Genomic DNA, 17,015 nt, shown 5'->3' with positions numbered 1-17,015 from the left:
CACTGACGTTCCGAAGCACCGAAAAAATGGTCATTGAGTGACTGTGACGAAGTGAATTGGCTTCATCGCTTTAAGCGTTGAGCCAGTTTGCCGATCAACTCTTGTGAGGCCGCGCGAGCTTCAGCCAAACCTTTGGGGTTGATACTTCCGCTCTTGCAGTAATCGAGAATCACTTGCTCAGCTGCCATGAGTTCTTTGCAGGCATCTGGAATCTCGCTGGCGATTTCCGGGGGAACTGTGGTCACGCCATTCACGTCACCATGCAATAAGTCGACCGGGTTGATGGCAATTCCTCCAACCGTTACCGGAACATTGATTTGCGGGATGTGGCAATATCCGTGGGAGCAAATGGTTCCGTTTGTGAAGACGGGATAGTCCAGCACTTCCACCTGATCCAGATCACGCCCGGCACCGGAAGTAATCAAGCCGGCTGAACCGAAAGATTTGTACATCGTACACATCACTTCGCCGAATGTCGCAGAGACGGTTGGCTCATCCAGATCCTGAAAAACCATCACAGGCGGACCGGGCAAGCTGGCGAAGATGTCAACTTGATCGGTTAGCGACCCGTAAGCATCGCCTGCCTTGGGAGGGGCCATACTTCGAAAAGTGGAGGTCAGCGCGAAACCCACCATCGGCGGCAGTTTTGGAAAACAGGCTTTGATCGAATCATTCATGTACCCTTGATTCCGCGGGCGAACATCGAACAGTTCAATCACATTGCAAACTGTCGGAGTGTCGTACTGTGCAAGCTGATTCAGTGTTTCCTGGGAGAGATCAGTCATAGGTTTACGTCCGTTCATTGAAAAGAAAGTTTGATTCGTAACGAATCATGATTTTCGCAGAAAAACAACAAGCGATTTATGGCAGCTTAATCGCTTGGTACGTCGGCTCTTGAGAGATCGACTCATTCTGTTGTCGCTCTTGCTTTTGAACATAGAGAACGATCTCGTTACCCCGAAGATTGGGGCGGAGTTTTTTATTGAGTTCAACCAATCCGTCACTCAGCCACTCGTCAGTGTTAATATTGTTGACTTTCACTCCGCGCGACTGAATCGCAGAAATCGTCTGGCAGCCGACAAGGTCCTCGGACCATTCGCCGATTTGAATGACTCGCCCATCGTTTCCACGGTGTCCTAACCCGACAGCTGCGAGCGCTCCGATTAAACCGCCATTTGAGCCTCCAAGTCCTTCGAGGTGAACTTGCGCTTCGTCTGCGACTGCGAGAGCATCAGCCTGAGTGACCACTTCAAACTGACAACGATAGCCGAACTTAACGATGCTATCACTGACGTTCTCATATGGACAGACACACAAACCCGGATCACTTCCCTTGATGAACCATTTCTTCATGACTTCACGAACCTGGTGAATGAGCAAAATGAGTTGCTCTTCGTCAGCTTCTGATGATCCTCGAGCATTCAGCAGGATCGAAGCACAACCGTTGCGACTGGTGCACGGAATTCGCTTGTCCTGAAGCAACTGATGCCGCACGATCCGTTCGCACTTCCATTCATTTGCCAGCTCTGACACAATCGCTTTCGCAAGCTGATTGGTCCCCTTCGAACCTTCCACATCTGTGTCATCGATTCCGATGAGTATCATTCTTCGCCCTTTACACTTTCAGGTTCTGTGACCCGCATTGAAAATAAAATCATTGCACAAAGCAGCCCCGCTATGAGACCGCATACGGGATAAGTGAGTACGGCACGCGAAAACCATTCTCCAACAGGAACCCGTCCTAAGCGTTCCCAGCCCAGGAATTTGGAGAGACCTCTTACCGACATCGCAAGACTATTACTCAATAAACCAGCAAGTGCACAGTTCAGATAAATCCAGGATCTGTTTTTCGTCTTGCGTAAAGTCAGGTCGAGGAGAGGCCCCGTCACAAGTAAGCTGGTAAACGCACCAATACTCATCCCTGCCACAATCCCGGTTCCACGCAAAAACAATCCCGTCGAAAAGGCTCCCGCAGCCATCACGGTCCCCGCACCTTTTCTCGGAACCAGAGCCAAACCCAAAGTCATGGGAAAGATGACACGCAAGATTGCATGCCCGGGGATTCGTAGACTGAAGTCGAATAAGCCGGAAGCCAAAGCGGCACACACACCTGCAAACAGTAAGAACACAACTTCTCTCGCACGCACCAAATCTTGCGGAGAGGTGAACCCGCTCAATCGAGAGGCGGACCAAAGTTCGCGGTTGACAGGCAAACGAAAGGAGGACATTCGGCTTGAAATTAACTAGCTCTAATAAAACCTGAAAAGTGATTATCACCTACGAGACTCGCTCGTAATTTCAGAAGTTTTGTTAGCGTTTCTTAAACGAGTATGAATTCATTAGGGTCCGATATTTTATTTCCGAACGCATCCTGAAACAACTCGCCCCTCACTCATAAGCTAAATTCCTTGAAAATCGCAGATATTCATATTGGTTGATCGGTGCAGCGGCAAAGCCTCTTTGACTCGTGAGTTTCGTCTTCAGCCGCCCCTTAAAACGAAAAGTTCTTTAGAGCAGTTTGCTCAACCGCGTGCCCGTGAAGACGCATTTTTCTAGAACAGGTCCTGAAACCTGATATTGCTCTCTCAAACGTTGAGACAAGCGGCTATTCCAGAAGTCTTCGGACTGGGTCTAATCAAAGATATCCGAGTAAAGTCTTGCTCGGAAATCATGCCATTCTTGATGCTGCTGAGTACTTCCATCTGTTTCAATCAACTCACACGTCCAGCCATCCATTCGACGCAAACGTTCTGAAATCAACTTCACAAGATTGATCGCAATTTTCTCGTTCACTGTCCCACAAGAAGTCCGCAGGGCTTCGAATTCTTCACGTGTCAAGCAGAGTGTTTTAACGTTCGTCTCCGCCCGAACCGATGCCGAATGTGGAACACATTCAAAGAAAGACATCTCCCCGAACACGGTCCCCGGTTCAAGAGTGGCGAGAACATTTTCCTGGTCACCGCAGCGTTTGATGACCTTACACGTCCCATCAAGAATGAGCCACAACCCTTGATAGGTGTTTCCTTCAGAGAGAATATCGGCTCCCTTAATAAAGTCGTCAAAACGAACGTGATCCCCCATCCTCTCGATCTCGCCCAAAGTGAGGTTGTCGAGGATACGACTAGATCTAATCTCCTTATGAAATTGCTGGATATGTTTTTTAGCTTCAGGTGACATCACTTCATCCTAATGATTGAAATTTGAGTCAATTCCGAACGGTCTCAAACGGACCATTCATCGACTGACAATGTTCCCCCACATTCCATTCTACGTGGCTGCGTAATCGAGATTACGATTTTCTATTGGTTTTCTGAGTGAACTTTTACATTCAAATCCCGCCGAGGACGGTTGCCCGCCCAACGCGACCGATTCCTAGCACATAGGCAGCTATTCTGGGTGAGACTTTCTTTTCTTCCGCCACCTTCCAAACGCGATCAAATGCGGTGGTCATGATCTTCTCAAGTCTTTTGCGAACTTCCTCAAGCTCCCAGCTGAAATGCTGCCGATTCTGTACCCATTCGAAGTAACTCACGGTCACCCCCCCAGCATTCGCCAGAATATCCGGGACCACCAAAATGCCTTTGCGTTCGAGAATGTAATCTGCCTCAGAGGTTGTCGGGTTGTTCGCCGCTTCGACGATGAGCTTAGCTCTGACATCATCCGCGTTCTCTTTCGTCAACACACCACCTATCGCAGCCGGAATCAGAACATCGACATCTGCAGCGAACAAGCCGGCATTGTCAATTGGTTCAGATCCTTCGAACTCTTCAACCTTCTTGTGTTTCTCCATATGCTTCAAGAGTTCAGGGATATCTAGTCCATCCTGGTTCTGAATGCCACCAAAAGCATCAGAGACGGCCACAATCTTCGCTCCCATTTTGTGGAGAATTGAAGCGGCAAAACTTCCAACGTTTCCAAACCCCTGGATCGCGACGCGTGCCCCTTCGACCGGCTTTTTCAGTTTGGTCATTGCGGCCTTTGTGACGATCGCAACACCACGACCAGTTGCTTCTTCCCGTCCATCGGCTCCGTGGAGTTCGACAGGTTTTCCTGTCACACAAGCCGGATTGTACCCATGGTATTTTTCATACTGATTCATGATCCAGGCCATGATTTGCGAATTCGTTCCCATATCCGGGGCTGGAATGTCGGTATCCGGACCAAAGATGTCATGAATTTCGTCGACGAATTTCCGAGTGATACTTTCGAGTTCACGATGCGAGAGAGCTGACGTGTCGACTGAAATGCCTCCTTTCGCCCCCCCGTACGGGATGTTGACGACAGCAGTCTTCCATGTCATCAGTGAAGCTAACGCAAGGACCTCATCCCCATCCACTTCTGGGTGAAATCGCAAGCCACCTTTCATGGGGCCACGAGCTTTATTGTGCTGAATGCGATACCCAATGAACGTTCCGATTAGCCCGTCGTCCATTTCAATTGCAATTTGAACTTTCACCTCTCGTTGTGGAGTTTTCAAAAGCTTACCCATATTGTCCGAAAGCCCCATCACCTCTGCAGCGTGATTGAAATAGCGTTCTGCGGATTCGTACGAACTCATGAAGGACTCCAAAAAATTGGCAGTTTGTCGAAATTGAATGCTGCTAACAGGGCAGGATAATAAACAATGAAGGTTACGAGAAGCTGAGTCTGACTTCTGTGAGTCTTGATACGAGTTCGAAACCGTCTGTGATTGCTATTGGAATTGAGGTGCAAACTCTTGCAGATGCAAAGAGGCGAAAAATATGAAACAATATGCCTGACGATGGACACTCTCAGCGACTTTTTTCAGAGACACCAAACAGATGTGGTTGATATTCGAACAAGCGACGGGGACCACTGAGCGCTTCGAGTACGAGGCGGCTCAAGAGTCCCTTCCAGTTGAAATTACGCCTCTTGACTACCTCTGGGCGCTCACTACTGGTTGGATGAGTCTGTTATATCTCCCGTTTCTGATCTGGATGATGTACTATTGTGTCCGAAACGACCCGGGTCGATTCCTGTGGTTGTGGATTATTCTGTTAACCCAGCCATTTGGCCCATTCATCTACTTCATCGCTCGCTGGCTGCCGAGTAGCCAAGTCAAACTGCCAGCATTCACACATCGCTGGACCAAAGGTCGAGAATTAAGGGTCTTGGAAACGGCAACACTGCAAATTGGGAATGCGCACCAGTTTGTCCAGTATGGAGAAGCACTTCGCAAAGTTGGCCTCAAAGAAAAGGGACTCGCTGCCTTCCTGAAAGCTCTGGAGAAAGAACCAGACAACCTCGCAGCCTTGTGGGGAGCCGCTTCGCTTGAGTATCAGCTTGATCAGTACGAACTGGCAAAAGAGAAGTTGGAGAAGATCCTGGAAGTTGACGAATCGTACAAGTTCGGTGATGTCTCTCATCTTTACGCGAAAAGCCTCGCAGGTCTGCATCAGAATGAGCAGGCATTGGCTCACCTTGAAAAACATGCGAAGAAGTGGCGACAACCTGAAGCGATGTACCTGTTGGCGAAGCTACAAATTGAAAACAATCAAAAAGAAGCAGCACGTCAGACACTACAAAGCATTATTGTTGATCTCGACTCAAGCCCGAAAGCGATTGCCCGAAAACATCTCTTTTGGAGAACTCGTGCAAAGAGGCTCCTTCGAAGAACATCCGTTTAGAGCAGTCTATGAAGTCATGAATGTGACCTTCACGGGTACGACCAGCATTGAAAATGCCAGGTCAAAGGATGGATTGTTGATCAGTGAAATCATCTGGCTGAACTTGAATTCTTAGCGAAACTGAAATTACGTAAATGACTACAAAAGCACGTATCGGAATTGTCACTGTTTCTGACCGGGCAAGCCGGGGAGAGTACGAAGATCGCGGAGGTCCCGCTTTAGTTGACTACTTTTCAGCGGTTCTCAAATCCGATTGGGAGCCAGTCCGGGAGATCATCCCAGATGAGCGTCCATTGGTGGACGAAACGTTGATGAAACTCGCAGACACAGAGAACTGCTGCTTGATCGTCACCACAGGAGGCACAGGCCCTGCCCATCGTGACATCACCCCCGAAGCAACAGAAGCTGTATGTGAAAAGATGATGCCAGGCTTCGGAGAGTTGATGAGGCAGGAGTCACTGAAAGCAGTCCCGACCGCAATACTCTCCCGCCAGACCGCCGGGATTCGGGGAGGTTCACTCATTGTCAATCTCCCCGGACAGCCAAAGGCAATCAAGGAATGCCTCGATGCTGTCATGCCTGCGATTCCTTACTGCATCGATCTTATCGGAGGGCCATACCTAGAAACTGTCCCAGAGAAAATCGTGGCGTTCCGTCCCAAGAAAAAGAACTGATTGACCTGCAATGGGAACGGTATATAAATGTAATTGCTGCATCTTGCATCATCTGACTTTGAATTTTTTTCAAGAACAGGCTGGCCCGCCCCAACCCTCCAACAAACCCGTAAGCCGTTACCTAGAAACCACTTGCGAATTCGCCACGCAGAGAACTTAGTTCGATACAGCAATTGGTCCGGCAGTTGCATTAACAAAAAGTGTCGAAACGCATGGAACTCGCGAATCGACACAATGCTGAAGCCTGATCCCCGCCACCCCGGCGAAAATCCCCCTCCCGACAAACTAATCGACACGGTCTAGCGCATGGATGCGAAACTGCGAAACGTTGCGGTCTGTCTGACAGTCTGTTTCTTCTCGAACGTAGCTGTTGGTGCGACGCACCAGACAACGAATTTTATCGTCACAGCACCTTCTGACGAGATCGCCAGAAAAGTCGGCCGATGTGCCGAGGTCTGGCGCGAAGATCTGGCAATTGCCTGGCTTGGGAAAAAACTGCCAAACTGGTATCGCCCTTGTCCCATCTCAGTCAAAGTTGGTCAAATCGGTGCTGGTGGATCAACAACTTTCACCTTCGATGGTGGACAGGTCTACGGTTGGGATATGAAAGTTCAAGGAACACTTGAGCGAATTCTGGATTCCGTTATCCCACACGAAGTGAATCACACAATCTTTGCTTCACACTTTCGTCGCCCGTTGCCCCGCTGGGCAGATGAAGGGGCAGCAACTCTCTTCGAACATCGCTCAGAACAAGCTCGTCAGATCGAAACTCTCGACAGAGTAATCAAAACAAATCGTCGAATCCCGCTGCAAAAACTGTTGACGATCCGTGAATACCCAGAAGATATGCAGGACGTTTTGACTCTGTACGCCGAAGGCTTTTCACTGGCTCGCTTTCTTGTTGGACAAAAAGGAGAAGAAGGTCGCACCGTCTATCTGAACTTTCTTGACGATGCCCATACCCACGGCTGGACAGCTGCCATCCAAAAACATTACGGCTTCAAAAAGATTAACGACCTTGAAGCTGAGTGGACCGATTGGGTCCTCGCAGGCAGCCCAGAATTCCAGCTGCCAGCTGGAGAAGCTCTTGCTGATGCAGGACAAGCTGGCCATGGAGAAGTCATTCGTTCGCAGAGTCCTGACGAACCTGAACCACTCGCCATGATCCCACGAGGCTTGCGATCTGCATCCAGAAGAACCGGACCGGCACCAGTAAAAACCGTTCATCAGCCTGAATCGAATCGCCCATCACAAATCAACAACTCCAGTATGAACCAAGAGAGCGTTCGTGGGGACGCTGGAGATTCCCGTCTGCGGTCTGGAAAACAAAAATTGGTCGCTCCTCCAATTCCCAGAGAATCACTGAGCCCAACTGCAGACGGAATCTCCAGTAATCCCAACGCCAAGGCCTATCAGTTCCCTCAGATGCGAGCATTTTAGAACATGCTTCACGTAAGCCGTAGAACGGGACCATTGTCCCGTTCACCCCAGCTAAGACAATCATCCCAAAGAACAATAAGTTGAGCCCCAGTTCCTGAAGTCCCTGCCTTTGAAGCTGCATCATTTGCCATCTCTCAAAGCCTGTTCCTACACCAGTTAAGATCACCATAGCTGCTTTTCTTGCTGTAAAGATTAATTCTGCAAACACAGCAACCGATGCGCCTCGCATCAAACGGAAAGAAAACCAAAGGTAGAACGGGCTCCGAGCCGTAGAACGGGACCATTGTCCCGTTCACCCCAGCTAAGACAATCATCCCAAAGAACAATAAGTTGAGCCCCAGCTCCTGACGATCCGTTCTTGCACCAGTTGATTGTGGGCTCTATCCTCTCCCGTTTGGTAAAGAGAGAATCCCCGTAATCAAGTGGACACTTCGGTGAACGACCACGAAAATTCTGAACGCTTAAAGTTCCCCAAGTTTCGGCGAGTTCGCAGTTCTCTCGACTATCAAAGAATCTACTCTCTGAAACAAAGAGCAAGTAATCGAACGCTGTTGATCTTCGCTGCTCGGAATGACCTTGGCTGGTCTCGGATTGGCTTGAGCGTTTCCAAGAAGAACGGAAACTCGATTGCACGTCACCGCATACGGCGACTCCTCAAAGAGGCGTTTCGCCTGGAACAACATCGAATCCCCGCTGGCCTGGATCTGATTCTGATCCCTCGCCCCAATTCAAAAGCGACTCTTCAAGACTACCGCCAGTCGATTGTCGAGTTGTCTGAGCGGGTTGAAAAATCGCTTCGCTGAGTTCACACAAGTTTCCGTTGAGCTCTCCTGTCGAACTTCCGGTTTGAAGTCATTAAGATGTTTCCAGTGATCTTTCACAGTTGAGACAGCAATGGAGAGCCAACGAATGACTTCTTTGACACGACGGGTTGCTTTGAAAGTGATCGGTTTTGGATCGACACTTTTGGGACTTGATCGAATCGCACAAGCACAAAAACTTGTGACGAATAAACCACAGCCCCCCATCGATCAATGGGCGAACACGGTTGATCGAGTTTGGCTGGGTCGTCAATTCTGGGCAAATCCGATGGAGGACTGGAAAGTTGTTGAGGGAGCGGCAGAATGCCAATCGTTCGGCGGTAACCGGAATATCCACCTGATCACTCATGAATTCACTGAAACGAACCAACCGTTCGCAATGTCGGTCGACGTCGAACTTGCAGAAAAGAAAGGGCTCGATGGAGGGGTTGGTTTCCGCATGGGAATCCGGAGCGACATCAATGAATATCGGAGCAACTGCTTCATTCCCAGAGGGGTCAACATCGGCATTTCAAAAGGAAAGCTCCAAATCGGCGGAGCGGTGAAAGATCTCCCGGTAGACTTCCAACAGGAAAAGTTTTCGTTACAGGTTCAAGGGACTCCAAATGCGAAAGGGTATCGCGTCACACTCAATCTACTTTCAGAAGCGGGTGAGCAAATTGAAACCGTATCGACGCAAATGCCCGGTACGGCATTCCCGGGAAACATCGCACTGGTCAACAACTATAATATTGCCAACCGCCGCAACCCGAATCGAGACATCGGAAAGACGCGATACCGATTTCGAAACTGGGCGGTCTCTGGAGAAGCATTCACCATTCGTCCGGAGCGGGAATTCGGCCCGATCTTATGGACAATGTATTCCTTAAGCGATTCACGCAGCGATGAAGGTTTCGTTCTAAAACTGAGTGCCCTGACCGGCCCGCTTGGTGAGGATGACAATCAAACAGTCGAACTTCAGATCCGCAAGAATGGAGAATGGTCTTCACTGGGAGAGGCTCCACTCGACACTGACGCCTGGGTCGCAACCTTTCGGATTCCGAACTGGGATGAAAAACAGGAAACGCCATACCGCGTACTCTACAAAGAAAAGAGAAAGGGTGAAGCAGCGGTTTCATCCGAATGGTCAGGTCTCATTAAAGCGAATCCAACCGGACGCCCCCTTCGTTTTGGCGCACTGACCTGCCAGAACGACTACGCCTTTCCGTATGAACCGGTCGCGAACAATGTTGTGAAGCTCGATCCGGACATGCTGTACTTTTCCGGCGACCAGATTTACGAGTCACATGGTGGATACGGCATTATTCGTGAGCCAGCAGACCCAGCGATCTTGAATTACCTTCGCAAGTTCTATCAATTCGGCTGGTCATTCCGCGAAGCAATGAAAGACCGTCCAACGCTCTGCATCCCCGATGACCACGATGTTTTCCAAGGAAACATCTGGGGCGAGGGTGGAGCAAAGATGAAAGGTATCGACCAGGGAGCCTCTTCCAAAGGGGGCTATCGCGAGCCAGCGAAAATGGTGAACGTGGTCCATACAACATGTGTCAGCCATCACCCGGACTTTTACGACCCCGCTCCTTCGAAGCAAGACATTAGTGTGTACTTTGGCGATGTCGTCTATGGCGACGTCAGCTTCGCAGTGATTGCAGATCGCCAATGGAAATCGGGTCCCGAGCATGTCGACACGGCAAGCGGACGCGCAGACCACGTTCCCGATAAAGACTTCGACACCTCCGTCCTCGATAAACCGGGACTTGTTCTACTCGGAGAACGGCAGGAAGAATTCCTGAAAGCCTGGTCTGAAGATTGGCGCGGGCACTCAATGAAAGTTGTGCTCAGCCAAACCGTCTTCGCCGGAGTCGCAACCCATCATGGGAACTACGATGGGTATCTCAAAGCCGATCTCGACTCAGGAGGATGGCCGCAAACTGCTCGAAACCGAGCGATTGATATCATTCGGAAATCGAAAACGCTGCACATCAACGGAGATCAGCATCTGACGACGCTGTGCCAATATGGTGTCCACAAGCAGAGAGACAGCAACTGGTCATTCTGCCCCCCAGCCATTGGTGTGGGATATCCTCGCTGGTGGCGACCCGATGAAATTGAAATGCCTCACGAAAAACGTCCCCAGCATGGACTTGCCAATACGGGCGAATACATCGACGGTCTTGGCAACAAGGTCTATGTGTACGCTGTCGGCAACCCAGAAGTCGCCACCGAGAAAAATCGGTATGATCGAGCCGAGCAAAAAGGTAGTGGTTTTGGGCTGGTGACGATCGACACGTCCAAGAAAACGTTTCACATCGAATCCTTCCGCTTCCTGATCGATGTGACTGATGGGAAACCCTCCAATCAATTTCCTGGTTGGCCTGTGACGATCCACCAATCGGAAAACAGCGGTGAGAATAAACTGTCGTAACACGACGGAAAAACCCAACTTCACACTTTGCGGTTCCGATCGTCGCGCGGCCGCTGTTGCCAAAGGATCTCTACGAATGTTTCGATCTTCAATCGCCCTGACAACTTCGTTCCTCTACGTCGTGCTGCATTTGATCAGTCCGCTCCAGGCGGCGGATCAACCAAATGTGGTCATTGTGATCACCGATGATCAAGGGTACGGCGATCTTTCGTGTCACGGAAATCCCGTCTTGAAAACGCCGAAGATCGACGAACTCTACGCAGAGTCTGTGCGACTCAACGACTACCACGTTTCACCAACCTGCTCGCCAACGCGGGCAGCCTTGTTGACCGGACACTGGACAAATCGGACCGGTGTCTGGCACACGATCATGGGACGCTCAATGATTCGTGAAAACGAAGTCACCATGGGGCAGGTCTTCAAGGATGCGGGCTACGCCACGGGAATGTTCGGCAAATGGCACCTTGGCGACAACTACCCATATCGTCCGGAAGATCGAGGCTATACCGAAGTCCTGCGACATGGCGGAGGTGGCGTCGGACAAACTCCAGACTACTGGGACAACGCCTATTTCGATGGCAGCTACTGGCACAACGGAACCCCTGAGCCTGTGAAAGGGTTCTGCACTGATGTCTTCTTCGATTACGCCAAACGGTTTATACGTGAGCAGAAAAAGGCGAAGAAACCTTTTCTGGCTTACATATCGACGAACGCCCCACACGGACCGATGCACTCACCCGAGGAGTTCAGCGAACCGTATGCGTCACTCAATAACGTCGGTCTGCAAAACTTCTTCGGCATGATCGCCAATATCGATCACAATGTTGGGCAACTCCGAGATTTCCTTGATCAAGAAGGGCTGACCGAAAACACGATCTTCATTTTCACGACCGATAATGGATCGTCCTCCGGTTGGAGACTGTTCAACGCCGACATGCGTGCAGGGAAGGGGAGCATGTACGATGGCGGACATCGCGTCCCATTCTTTGTTCACTGGCCGAAAGGAAACCTGACCGGCGGTCGTGATGTGGAACCGATCACCGCTCATGTCGATGTGCTCCCCACGTTGATCGAGCTTTGCAAAATCGCTGCCCCTCAAAATGTAAAATTTGACGGTCGCAGCATCGTGCCGTTACTTCAAGATAATGCGACCGATTGGCCAGATCGAATTCTCGTTACCGACTCGCAGCGAGTCAAAGATCCGATCAAATGGCGACAGAGTTCAGTCATGACTTCAAAGTGGCGTCTCATCAACGGGAAGCAACTGTACGACATCAAGAATGATCCGGGACAAGAGTCAGATGTTGCCTCGGGGCACCCGCAAGTCGTCGAGCGATTGACCAACTTCTACGACGCGTGGTGGGAAGAACTGTTGCCAACTTTCAGCAATGCAACCGCGATCGCTCTGGGACACCCCAAGGACAATCCCACGCGATTGACTTCACATGATTGGATCACGACAAAAATGACTCCGTGGAACCAAAGCCAGGTTCGCAAAGCGATGAACGGAGAGGAGAACACTGGCTTTTGGAACGTCAACGTTGTTGAAGATGGAGAATACGAGTTTCGATTACGTCGCTGGCCAGAGGAAATCGACCTCCCCATCGACGCACCACTCCCCCCCGGAGCAGATGTCCCCGGCGTGAAAGCTTACCGAACAACACCGGGAAAGCAGATCGAACCTGTTCGAGCATCGATCCAAATCGGCGAGATGATAGAAAAAGGTGAATTCAAAACAACAAAGATCGTCAAACCGGGAGAGAAGGAAATTGTCTTCAACCTGAAATTGAAAGCGGGCAAAACCCGTTTAACAACTCTGTTCAAGACTGATGATGGGACTGAGTACGGTGCGTACTTTGTGTATGTCACAAAGCAGCCAGCCAACAAAAATTGATATACAGGTGTCTCATTTCGAGTGGTGTCATTGCGCTCACACTTTGGAGACTCGTTCGAGCTTTACCTAACCTGCCAGGCAGAGATTGGCTCGTACTCCGACTGTGTGGTTCATGCTAACTGTACTGCTTTCAAGGATTGGTTGCGGCTGGGCATCATTGTTTTCGTCATTCTGCTTGATCGCTGAAGAAATTTCAGCCATCGCCAGATTCTTTGAGCAAGAGTTGTCTCTCGAACTCTCAGGAAGTAACGATGATCCGCGCAGCGTTTTTAACAATGGGTTTGTACTTGTCTCTTTGCGGGGCCGGTCTATTTGTTGTTGACCAGGTCGCGCTGACGAAAAGATTCTCTGCGACCGATTCCGCAATCATTAAGCTGATCACCACCCTCTCTGACGGGGGAGTGCGAATCTTCAATCCACCCGAATGGATGGCGTTTACGTGCATTGGAGTTGGGGGAGTGACGATGCTCTATGCAGTCGCGCTTCCAAAGAAGGCGTCCCGGTAACGGTAACGGTAACGGTAACGGTGGGTAGCGGCCGAGAACGGAATGTGTCAGCTTGCCGTCTGGACGATTCCGATTGCACATTTGCATTATGTAGCTGCAATGTGAAGCGAACGGGTGGGTATCCGATTAGAGCATCTTTCGAATTGGTTTGCAGGTTCTGCCTCGTGGCGAACAGTATCCTTACTAGAAAAATGCGTTCTTCACGGGCAAACGGTTGAGGAAACTGCTCGAGTCCCGGCGAATCAAATTCTATTCTCACTTGTCGATCCAGAAGCCAACATCAGGCGCTGATGCTTCGTCGGTGTCTATTGTGTTTCCGCCATCATCCTTGAGATCAGTTCCAAGACTGTAGACGAGCAGCCGAGCGTCCTCACTGATCCACCGTAAAGGCTTCCCGTCAAACGGATCGGTGAGAATCTCTTCCACCTGCTCGCCGGGACCAATCAAGTCTTTGTCAATATCCTGAGGTGATGTGGGATAGCGACCATGCCTGAGCTGATGCCGTTTCGCTGCCAGGGCGACGAGGGCACACCGCTGTCGTGCTACCGCTCTAGCCCCAGAGAGAACCGTCTGTTGATAAACAGGTGCCAGTGCAAAAACAGCTTGAAATTTGAGCCAGCTCATCCCCTTTCCCCGATTCGCGGTGTTCTCCGCTGCGATCTCTTTTTGGCGATCGATCCCCGCGATCCAGGATTCTTCCACCCCCGAGACGGTTCTATCCGTCAAACGAATCAATTCAATTTTACTTGATGAGCGAAATGGACCAAAAGAGATCATATCGATCAGTTTAAGGCTGATAGCCCGCTCTCCGTGTAACGCAAAGATCAGTTCGTCGCGAAAATCTGCACGCCGAATGCTTTCTTGCAGTGCAGCCAAATCCTCATCGGTCCAGTCATTGTGGCTGAACACTTCTTCCAACACAGAAATTCCCATCGCGTGAAGGGCATTTCTTAACAAATGACGGACTAGAATCACCTCTCCTTGCAGGGCGTCTGAAATGGCAAAGATGGAACGAATATCGTTGAGTGTCCGCTCAGAATCCCCATCATGCGTACTGACGTGCGCATCAAGTGAGAGCAACCTTGCGATGGTGCGTGGGCGGCTGCTGATCTCAAATTGAAGCGGGTTCCCAAGTGTGAAGTCGAGTGGAAACCGAATCTGCCCAGTTTCGGCACCAGCTTCATGAATCGCTGCAATTTCCTGCTCGTGCTCCACAAGAAACTTTCGCGAGAGAGCGAGTTGGTCCCATTTTTCTCCAGGTGGTGGAACCGGAGTCGGTCCGTTCCCGATGTATGGCAACGCTTGCCCACGGTTTTCTAAGTCAGCATTTTCCAGAAGGTCAAAGACTTTTTGCCAGGCATCAGTCCGGTCTGCGACTCCTGCAGGAACGGCGTAATAGTCGTTGAGTTCACTGGGGCTCGTCGGCAGTCCTTTCTCCCGAATTTCAGTGAGCTTAGCTCCTAATGTCCCCCCCCTGAGTAAGAAGAGAACGAGGAGTGTTACGACTGCAAGCACGGAAAGAGAGCAGAGGGCGAAAACGCGTTTTGATCGAAAAAAGCCAGCCTTAGTGGAATCATCGGACATAAAATTGCGTTTTTATTGAGACCTGTTGAAAAGCATGAGCCCCCACAACTGTAAGGAATTTCTCATAGAAGGAGTACGTTTCTGAGTGCCGAATCGCTCAAACTATTTCGAGCGTTTTCGCACCTTCACTTCCATGTCATTCCCTGTGAATGATTTTTGCTGAGAGAAGAAATGTTTCACAGAATCCAAGTCTCCTTGCTTGAACCTTGCTTCAGCTCTGCACAAGATGTGTAAATCAATGAATCAAAATTACTACGGAGAGACAGAATGCTGAGGTTATTATCAGGGAGTCTTGCCTGCATGATGTTGCTTTGTGCAACCTCGGATGCAGGCGATTGGCCTCAAATTTTGGGCCCGAAACGAAATGGAATCGCGGCGAACGATGAAATATTGCTTTCAAAATGGGAGCAAGAGGGACCAAAGCTTCTGTGGGAAAAGGAAGTCGGCAGCGGGTACGCTGGGATCGCTGCCGTCGGGGACAGGGCGATTCTCTTTCATCGTGTCCGGAATGAGGAAGTCGTTGAAGCCCTTGATGTGAAAACGGGTGACACACTTTGGAAATCTGGCTATCCGACGACATTCTACCCGCAAGTCGGTGGCGGAGAAGGCCCACTTTGTGTTCCGACGATCTCCGCAGGAAGTGTCATCACGTATGGTGCTCAAGGAGTCTTGACCTGCACAGACCTCGAAACGGGAACGCGTCGCTGGCAAGTCAAAACGCATGAAGAGTTCGGAGCAAGGGAAGGGTACTTCGGAGCCGGAAGCAGCCCGGTCGTCGTGGACAATCTGGTAATTGTGAATGTTGGCGGATCGAAGAAGAAGGCCGGGATGGTCGCCTTTGCTCTGGAAGACGGAGCTGTTCAATGGCAGAAAACTGACGAGCCCGCCAGCTATGCCGCTCCGACAACATGTCTGGTGAACGGGATGAAACATGTTCTCGTCGTGACGCGTTACCGATGCTTGCTCATGGATGCCAAATCGGGAACCGTCCGGTTTCAGTTTCCCTTCGGGCAGCGCGGACCGACAGTCAATGGGGCAACGCCGCTAGTCATCGGAGAACATCTGTTGGTGACTTCGAGCTACGGGCTGGGCTCGGTCTATGCAAAATTTAACCTGTTGAATTTTAAAACCATCTGGGATGGCCCGAAGGAGCTCGCAACTCAGTACTGTACACCGATCTATGCAGCGGAACATCTTTATGTCATCGATGGTCGCGACGATATTCCTCCCGCAGATTTGAAGTGCCTGGAAGCCGCAACCGGAAAAGTCCTCTGGACAAAGCAGAGTTTCGGGTACGGCACACTTCTGGGAGCCGACGGGAAAATTCTCATTTGCAAGACGAACGGCGAACTTCTCTTAACCGAGATGAGTCCGGCTGGAACGAAAGTTCTGTCAAAGGCACGTCCGTTGCGTGGCACGGTTCGTGCGCTTCCAGCGCTTTCTAACGGTCGCCTGTATCTCCGGGATCAAGACGTGTTGAAGTGTCTTGCGGTTGCGCCCGGTTTATAACGTCTCCTCAGCACAATTCCCGACGATGTCAGGAATTACCGAGCGAAATGCCTGTTTGTCACTGCATCAACGTTCGATGTTGCAGTTTGTCATCCAACCTCCCGGTTGCTGAACTCTACGCAGATGAATCTTCGATTAACTCAACTGCTGAAAATTGACGGAAACCTCGTTGACGCAACGAGATTTCGCGTCTAATAATTGTTTAGATAGCGAACTTTATGTTTTTTGAAGAAATCAGCCGATTAAAAAAAATTTGCGTGGACGAGGGGGAAGCTTTTGTTACGATGGCTCTTCAGTTGAGAAAGAATAAGACAACTGAACGAGGCCGCTTGAGGATTCAGAAATTGTTTGTTGACATGACGTTACAACAACTTCAAGTTCTAGAAATCCGAGTTCCAGATTCTTTGTCATCTTCTCAACTGCCCAGGCTTGTCACGCCCTCCAAGCGTGTCAGCGATAAAACAAGGCGTGTTAGTAAAATAAGGCGTGTCAGTGTTAAGACGTGTCAATTGTT

General features: G+C 50.2%; 15 protein-coding genes. 8 read left to right on the top strand and 7 right to left on the bottom strand.

Translation table 11 applies throughout. The features are described from left to right. Positions 1-62: 62 nt before the first annotated feature. The 5 genes from Mal48_RS08245 to Mal48_RS08225 all read right to left on the bottom strand — a co-directional run bounded on the left by Mal48_RS08245 (position 63) and on the right by Mal48_RS08225 (position 4,558). Complete coding sequence (locus tag Mal48_RS08245; protein WP_145197877.1) at positions 63-785, bottom strand: RraA family protein; 723 nt, start codon at positions 783-785, stop codon at positions 63-65. 76 nt (positions 786-861) lie between these two features. Continuing rightward, positions 862-1,605: a hypothetical protein gene (locus Mal48_RS08240; protein ID WP_145197875.1), complete on the bottom strand. Its 744-nt coding sequence runs from the start codon at positions 1,603-1,605 to the stop codon at positions 862-864. Beyond that, entirely contained in the window at positions 1,602-2,228 is a 627-nt protein-coding gene (locus tag Mal48_RS08235; protein ID WP_145197873.1) for a hypothetical protein, read from the bottom strand. Before Mal48_RS08235 ends, Mal48_RS08240 begins: the two co-directional genes overlap by 4 nt. A 403-nt stretch (positions 2,229-2,631) precedes the next feature. Further along, a complete protein-coding gene (locus tag Mal48_RS08230) occupies positions 2,632-3,177 on the bottom strand; it encodes a cyclic nucleotide-binding domain-containing protein (RefSeq protein ID WP_145197871.1) in 546 nt (181 codons plus the stop codon). Positions 3,178-3,328: 151 nt separating this feature from the next. Continuing rightward, positions 3,329-4,558, bottom strand: a complete 1,230-nt coding sequence (locus Mal48_RS08225) for a Glu/Leu/Phe/Val family dehydrogenase (RefSeq protein ID WP_145197869.1) — start codon at positions 4,556-4,558, stop codon at positions 3,329-3,331. 244 nt (positions 4,559-4,802) lie between these two features. On the opposite strand from Mal48_RS08225, the gene Mal48_RS08220 reads away from it, so the two are divergent. The 6 genes from Mal48_RS08220 to Mal48_RS08195 all read left to right on the top strand — a co-directional run bounded on the left by Mal48_RS08220 (position 4,803) and on the right by Mal48_RS08195 (position 12,902). Next, positions 4,803-5,648, top strand: a complete 846-nt coding sequence (locus Mal48_RS08220; protein WP_145197867.1) for a tetratricopeptide repeat protein — start codon at positions 4,803-4,805, stop codon at positions 5,646-5,648. Between the two features lie 134 nt (positions 5,649-5,782). Continuing rightward, positions 5,783-6,322, top strand: coding sequence for a molybdopterin adenylyltransferase (gene mog / locus Mal48_RS08215; protein ID WP_145197865.1), 540 nt, complete (start codon positions 5,783-5,785; stop codon positions 6,320-6,322). A gap of 306 nt (positions 6,323-6,628) precedes the next feature. Beyond that, positions 6,629-7,762 carry a gluzincin family metallopeptidase gene (locus Mal48_RS08210; protein ID WP_145197863.1) on the top strand — a complete coding sequence of 378 codons (1,134 nt, stop codon included), beginning with the start codon at positions 6,629-6,631 and terminating at the stop codon, positions 7,760-7,762. Positions 7,763-8,196: 434 nt separating this feature from the next. Further along, complete coding sequence (gene rnpA, locus Mal48_RS08205) at positions 8,197-8,565, top strand: ribonuclease P protein component (protein ID WP_145197861.1); 369 nt, start codon at positions 8,197-8,199, stop codon at positions 8,563-8,565. A gap of 106 nt (positions 8,566-8,671) precedes the next feature. Further along, on the top strand, positions 8,672-11,008 hold the full coding sequence (locus Mal48_RS08200; protein ID WP_145197859.1) for an alkaline phosphatase D family protein: 2,337 nt from the start codon (positions 8,672-8,674) through the stop codon (positions 11,006-11,008). A 76-nt stretch (positions 11,009-11,084) separates the two neighbouring features. Beyond that, a complete protein-coding gene (locus Mal48_RS08195) occupies positions 11,085-12,902 on the top strand; it encodes an arylsulfatase (protein ID WP_145197857.1) in 1,818 nt (605 codons plus the stop codon). Between the two features lie 66 nt (positions 12,903-12,968). Here the strand turns inward: Mal48_RS08195 and Mal48_RS23730 are convergent, their stop codons facing one another. After that, positions 12,969-13,103 (bottom strand): hypothetical protein, encoded by a 135-nt coding sequence (locus tag Mal48_RS23730; protein WP_261341967.1) that lies wholly within the window; start codon positions 13,101-13,103, stop codon positions 12,969-12,971. 50 nt (positions 13,104-13,153) lie between these two features. On the opposite strand from Mal48_RS23730, the gene Mal48_RS08190 reads away from it, so the two are divergent. Next, the gene (locus Mal48_RS08190; RefSeq protein ID WP_145197855.1) at positions 13,154-13,408 is read left to right on the top strand and encodes a hypothetical protein; all 255 of its coding nucleotides are present in this window, start codon (positions 13,154-13,156) and stop codon (positions 13,406-13,408) included. 255 nt (positions 13,409-13,663) lie between these two features. Here Mal48_RS08190 and Mal48_RS08185 read toward each other — a convergent pair whose 3' ends face one another. After that, the gene (locus Mal48_RS08185) at positions 13,664-14,992 is read right to left on the bottom strand and encodes a hypothetical protein (RefSeq protein ID WP_145197853.1); all 1,329 of its coding nucleotides are present in this window, start codon (positions 14,990-14,992) and stop codon (positions 13,664-13,666) included. 267 nt (positions 14,993-15,259) lie between these two features. Here Mal48_RS08185 and Mal48_RS08180 point away from each other — a divergent pair, with 267 nt between their 5' ends. Further along, positions 15,260-16,501, top strand: coding sequence for an outer membrane protein assembly factor BamB family protein (locus tag Mal48_RS08180; protein WP_145197851.1), 1,242 nt, complete (start codon positions 15,260-15,262; stop codon positions 16,499-16,501). Positions 16,502-17,015 lie beyond the last annotated feature (514 nt).

It is taken from the genome of Thalassoglobus polymorphus (genome assembly GCF_007744255.1).
GTDB classification, from domain to species: Bacteria; Planctomycetota; Planctomycetia; order Planctomycetales; family Planctomycetaceae; genus Thalassoglobus; species Thalassoglobus polymorphus.
The sequence above is the reverse complement of the archived record's forward strand: the minus strand, read 5'-3'. Positions and strand labels throughout refer to the sequence as shown.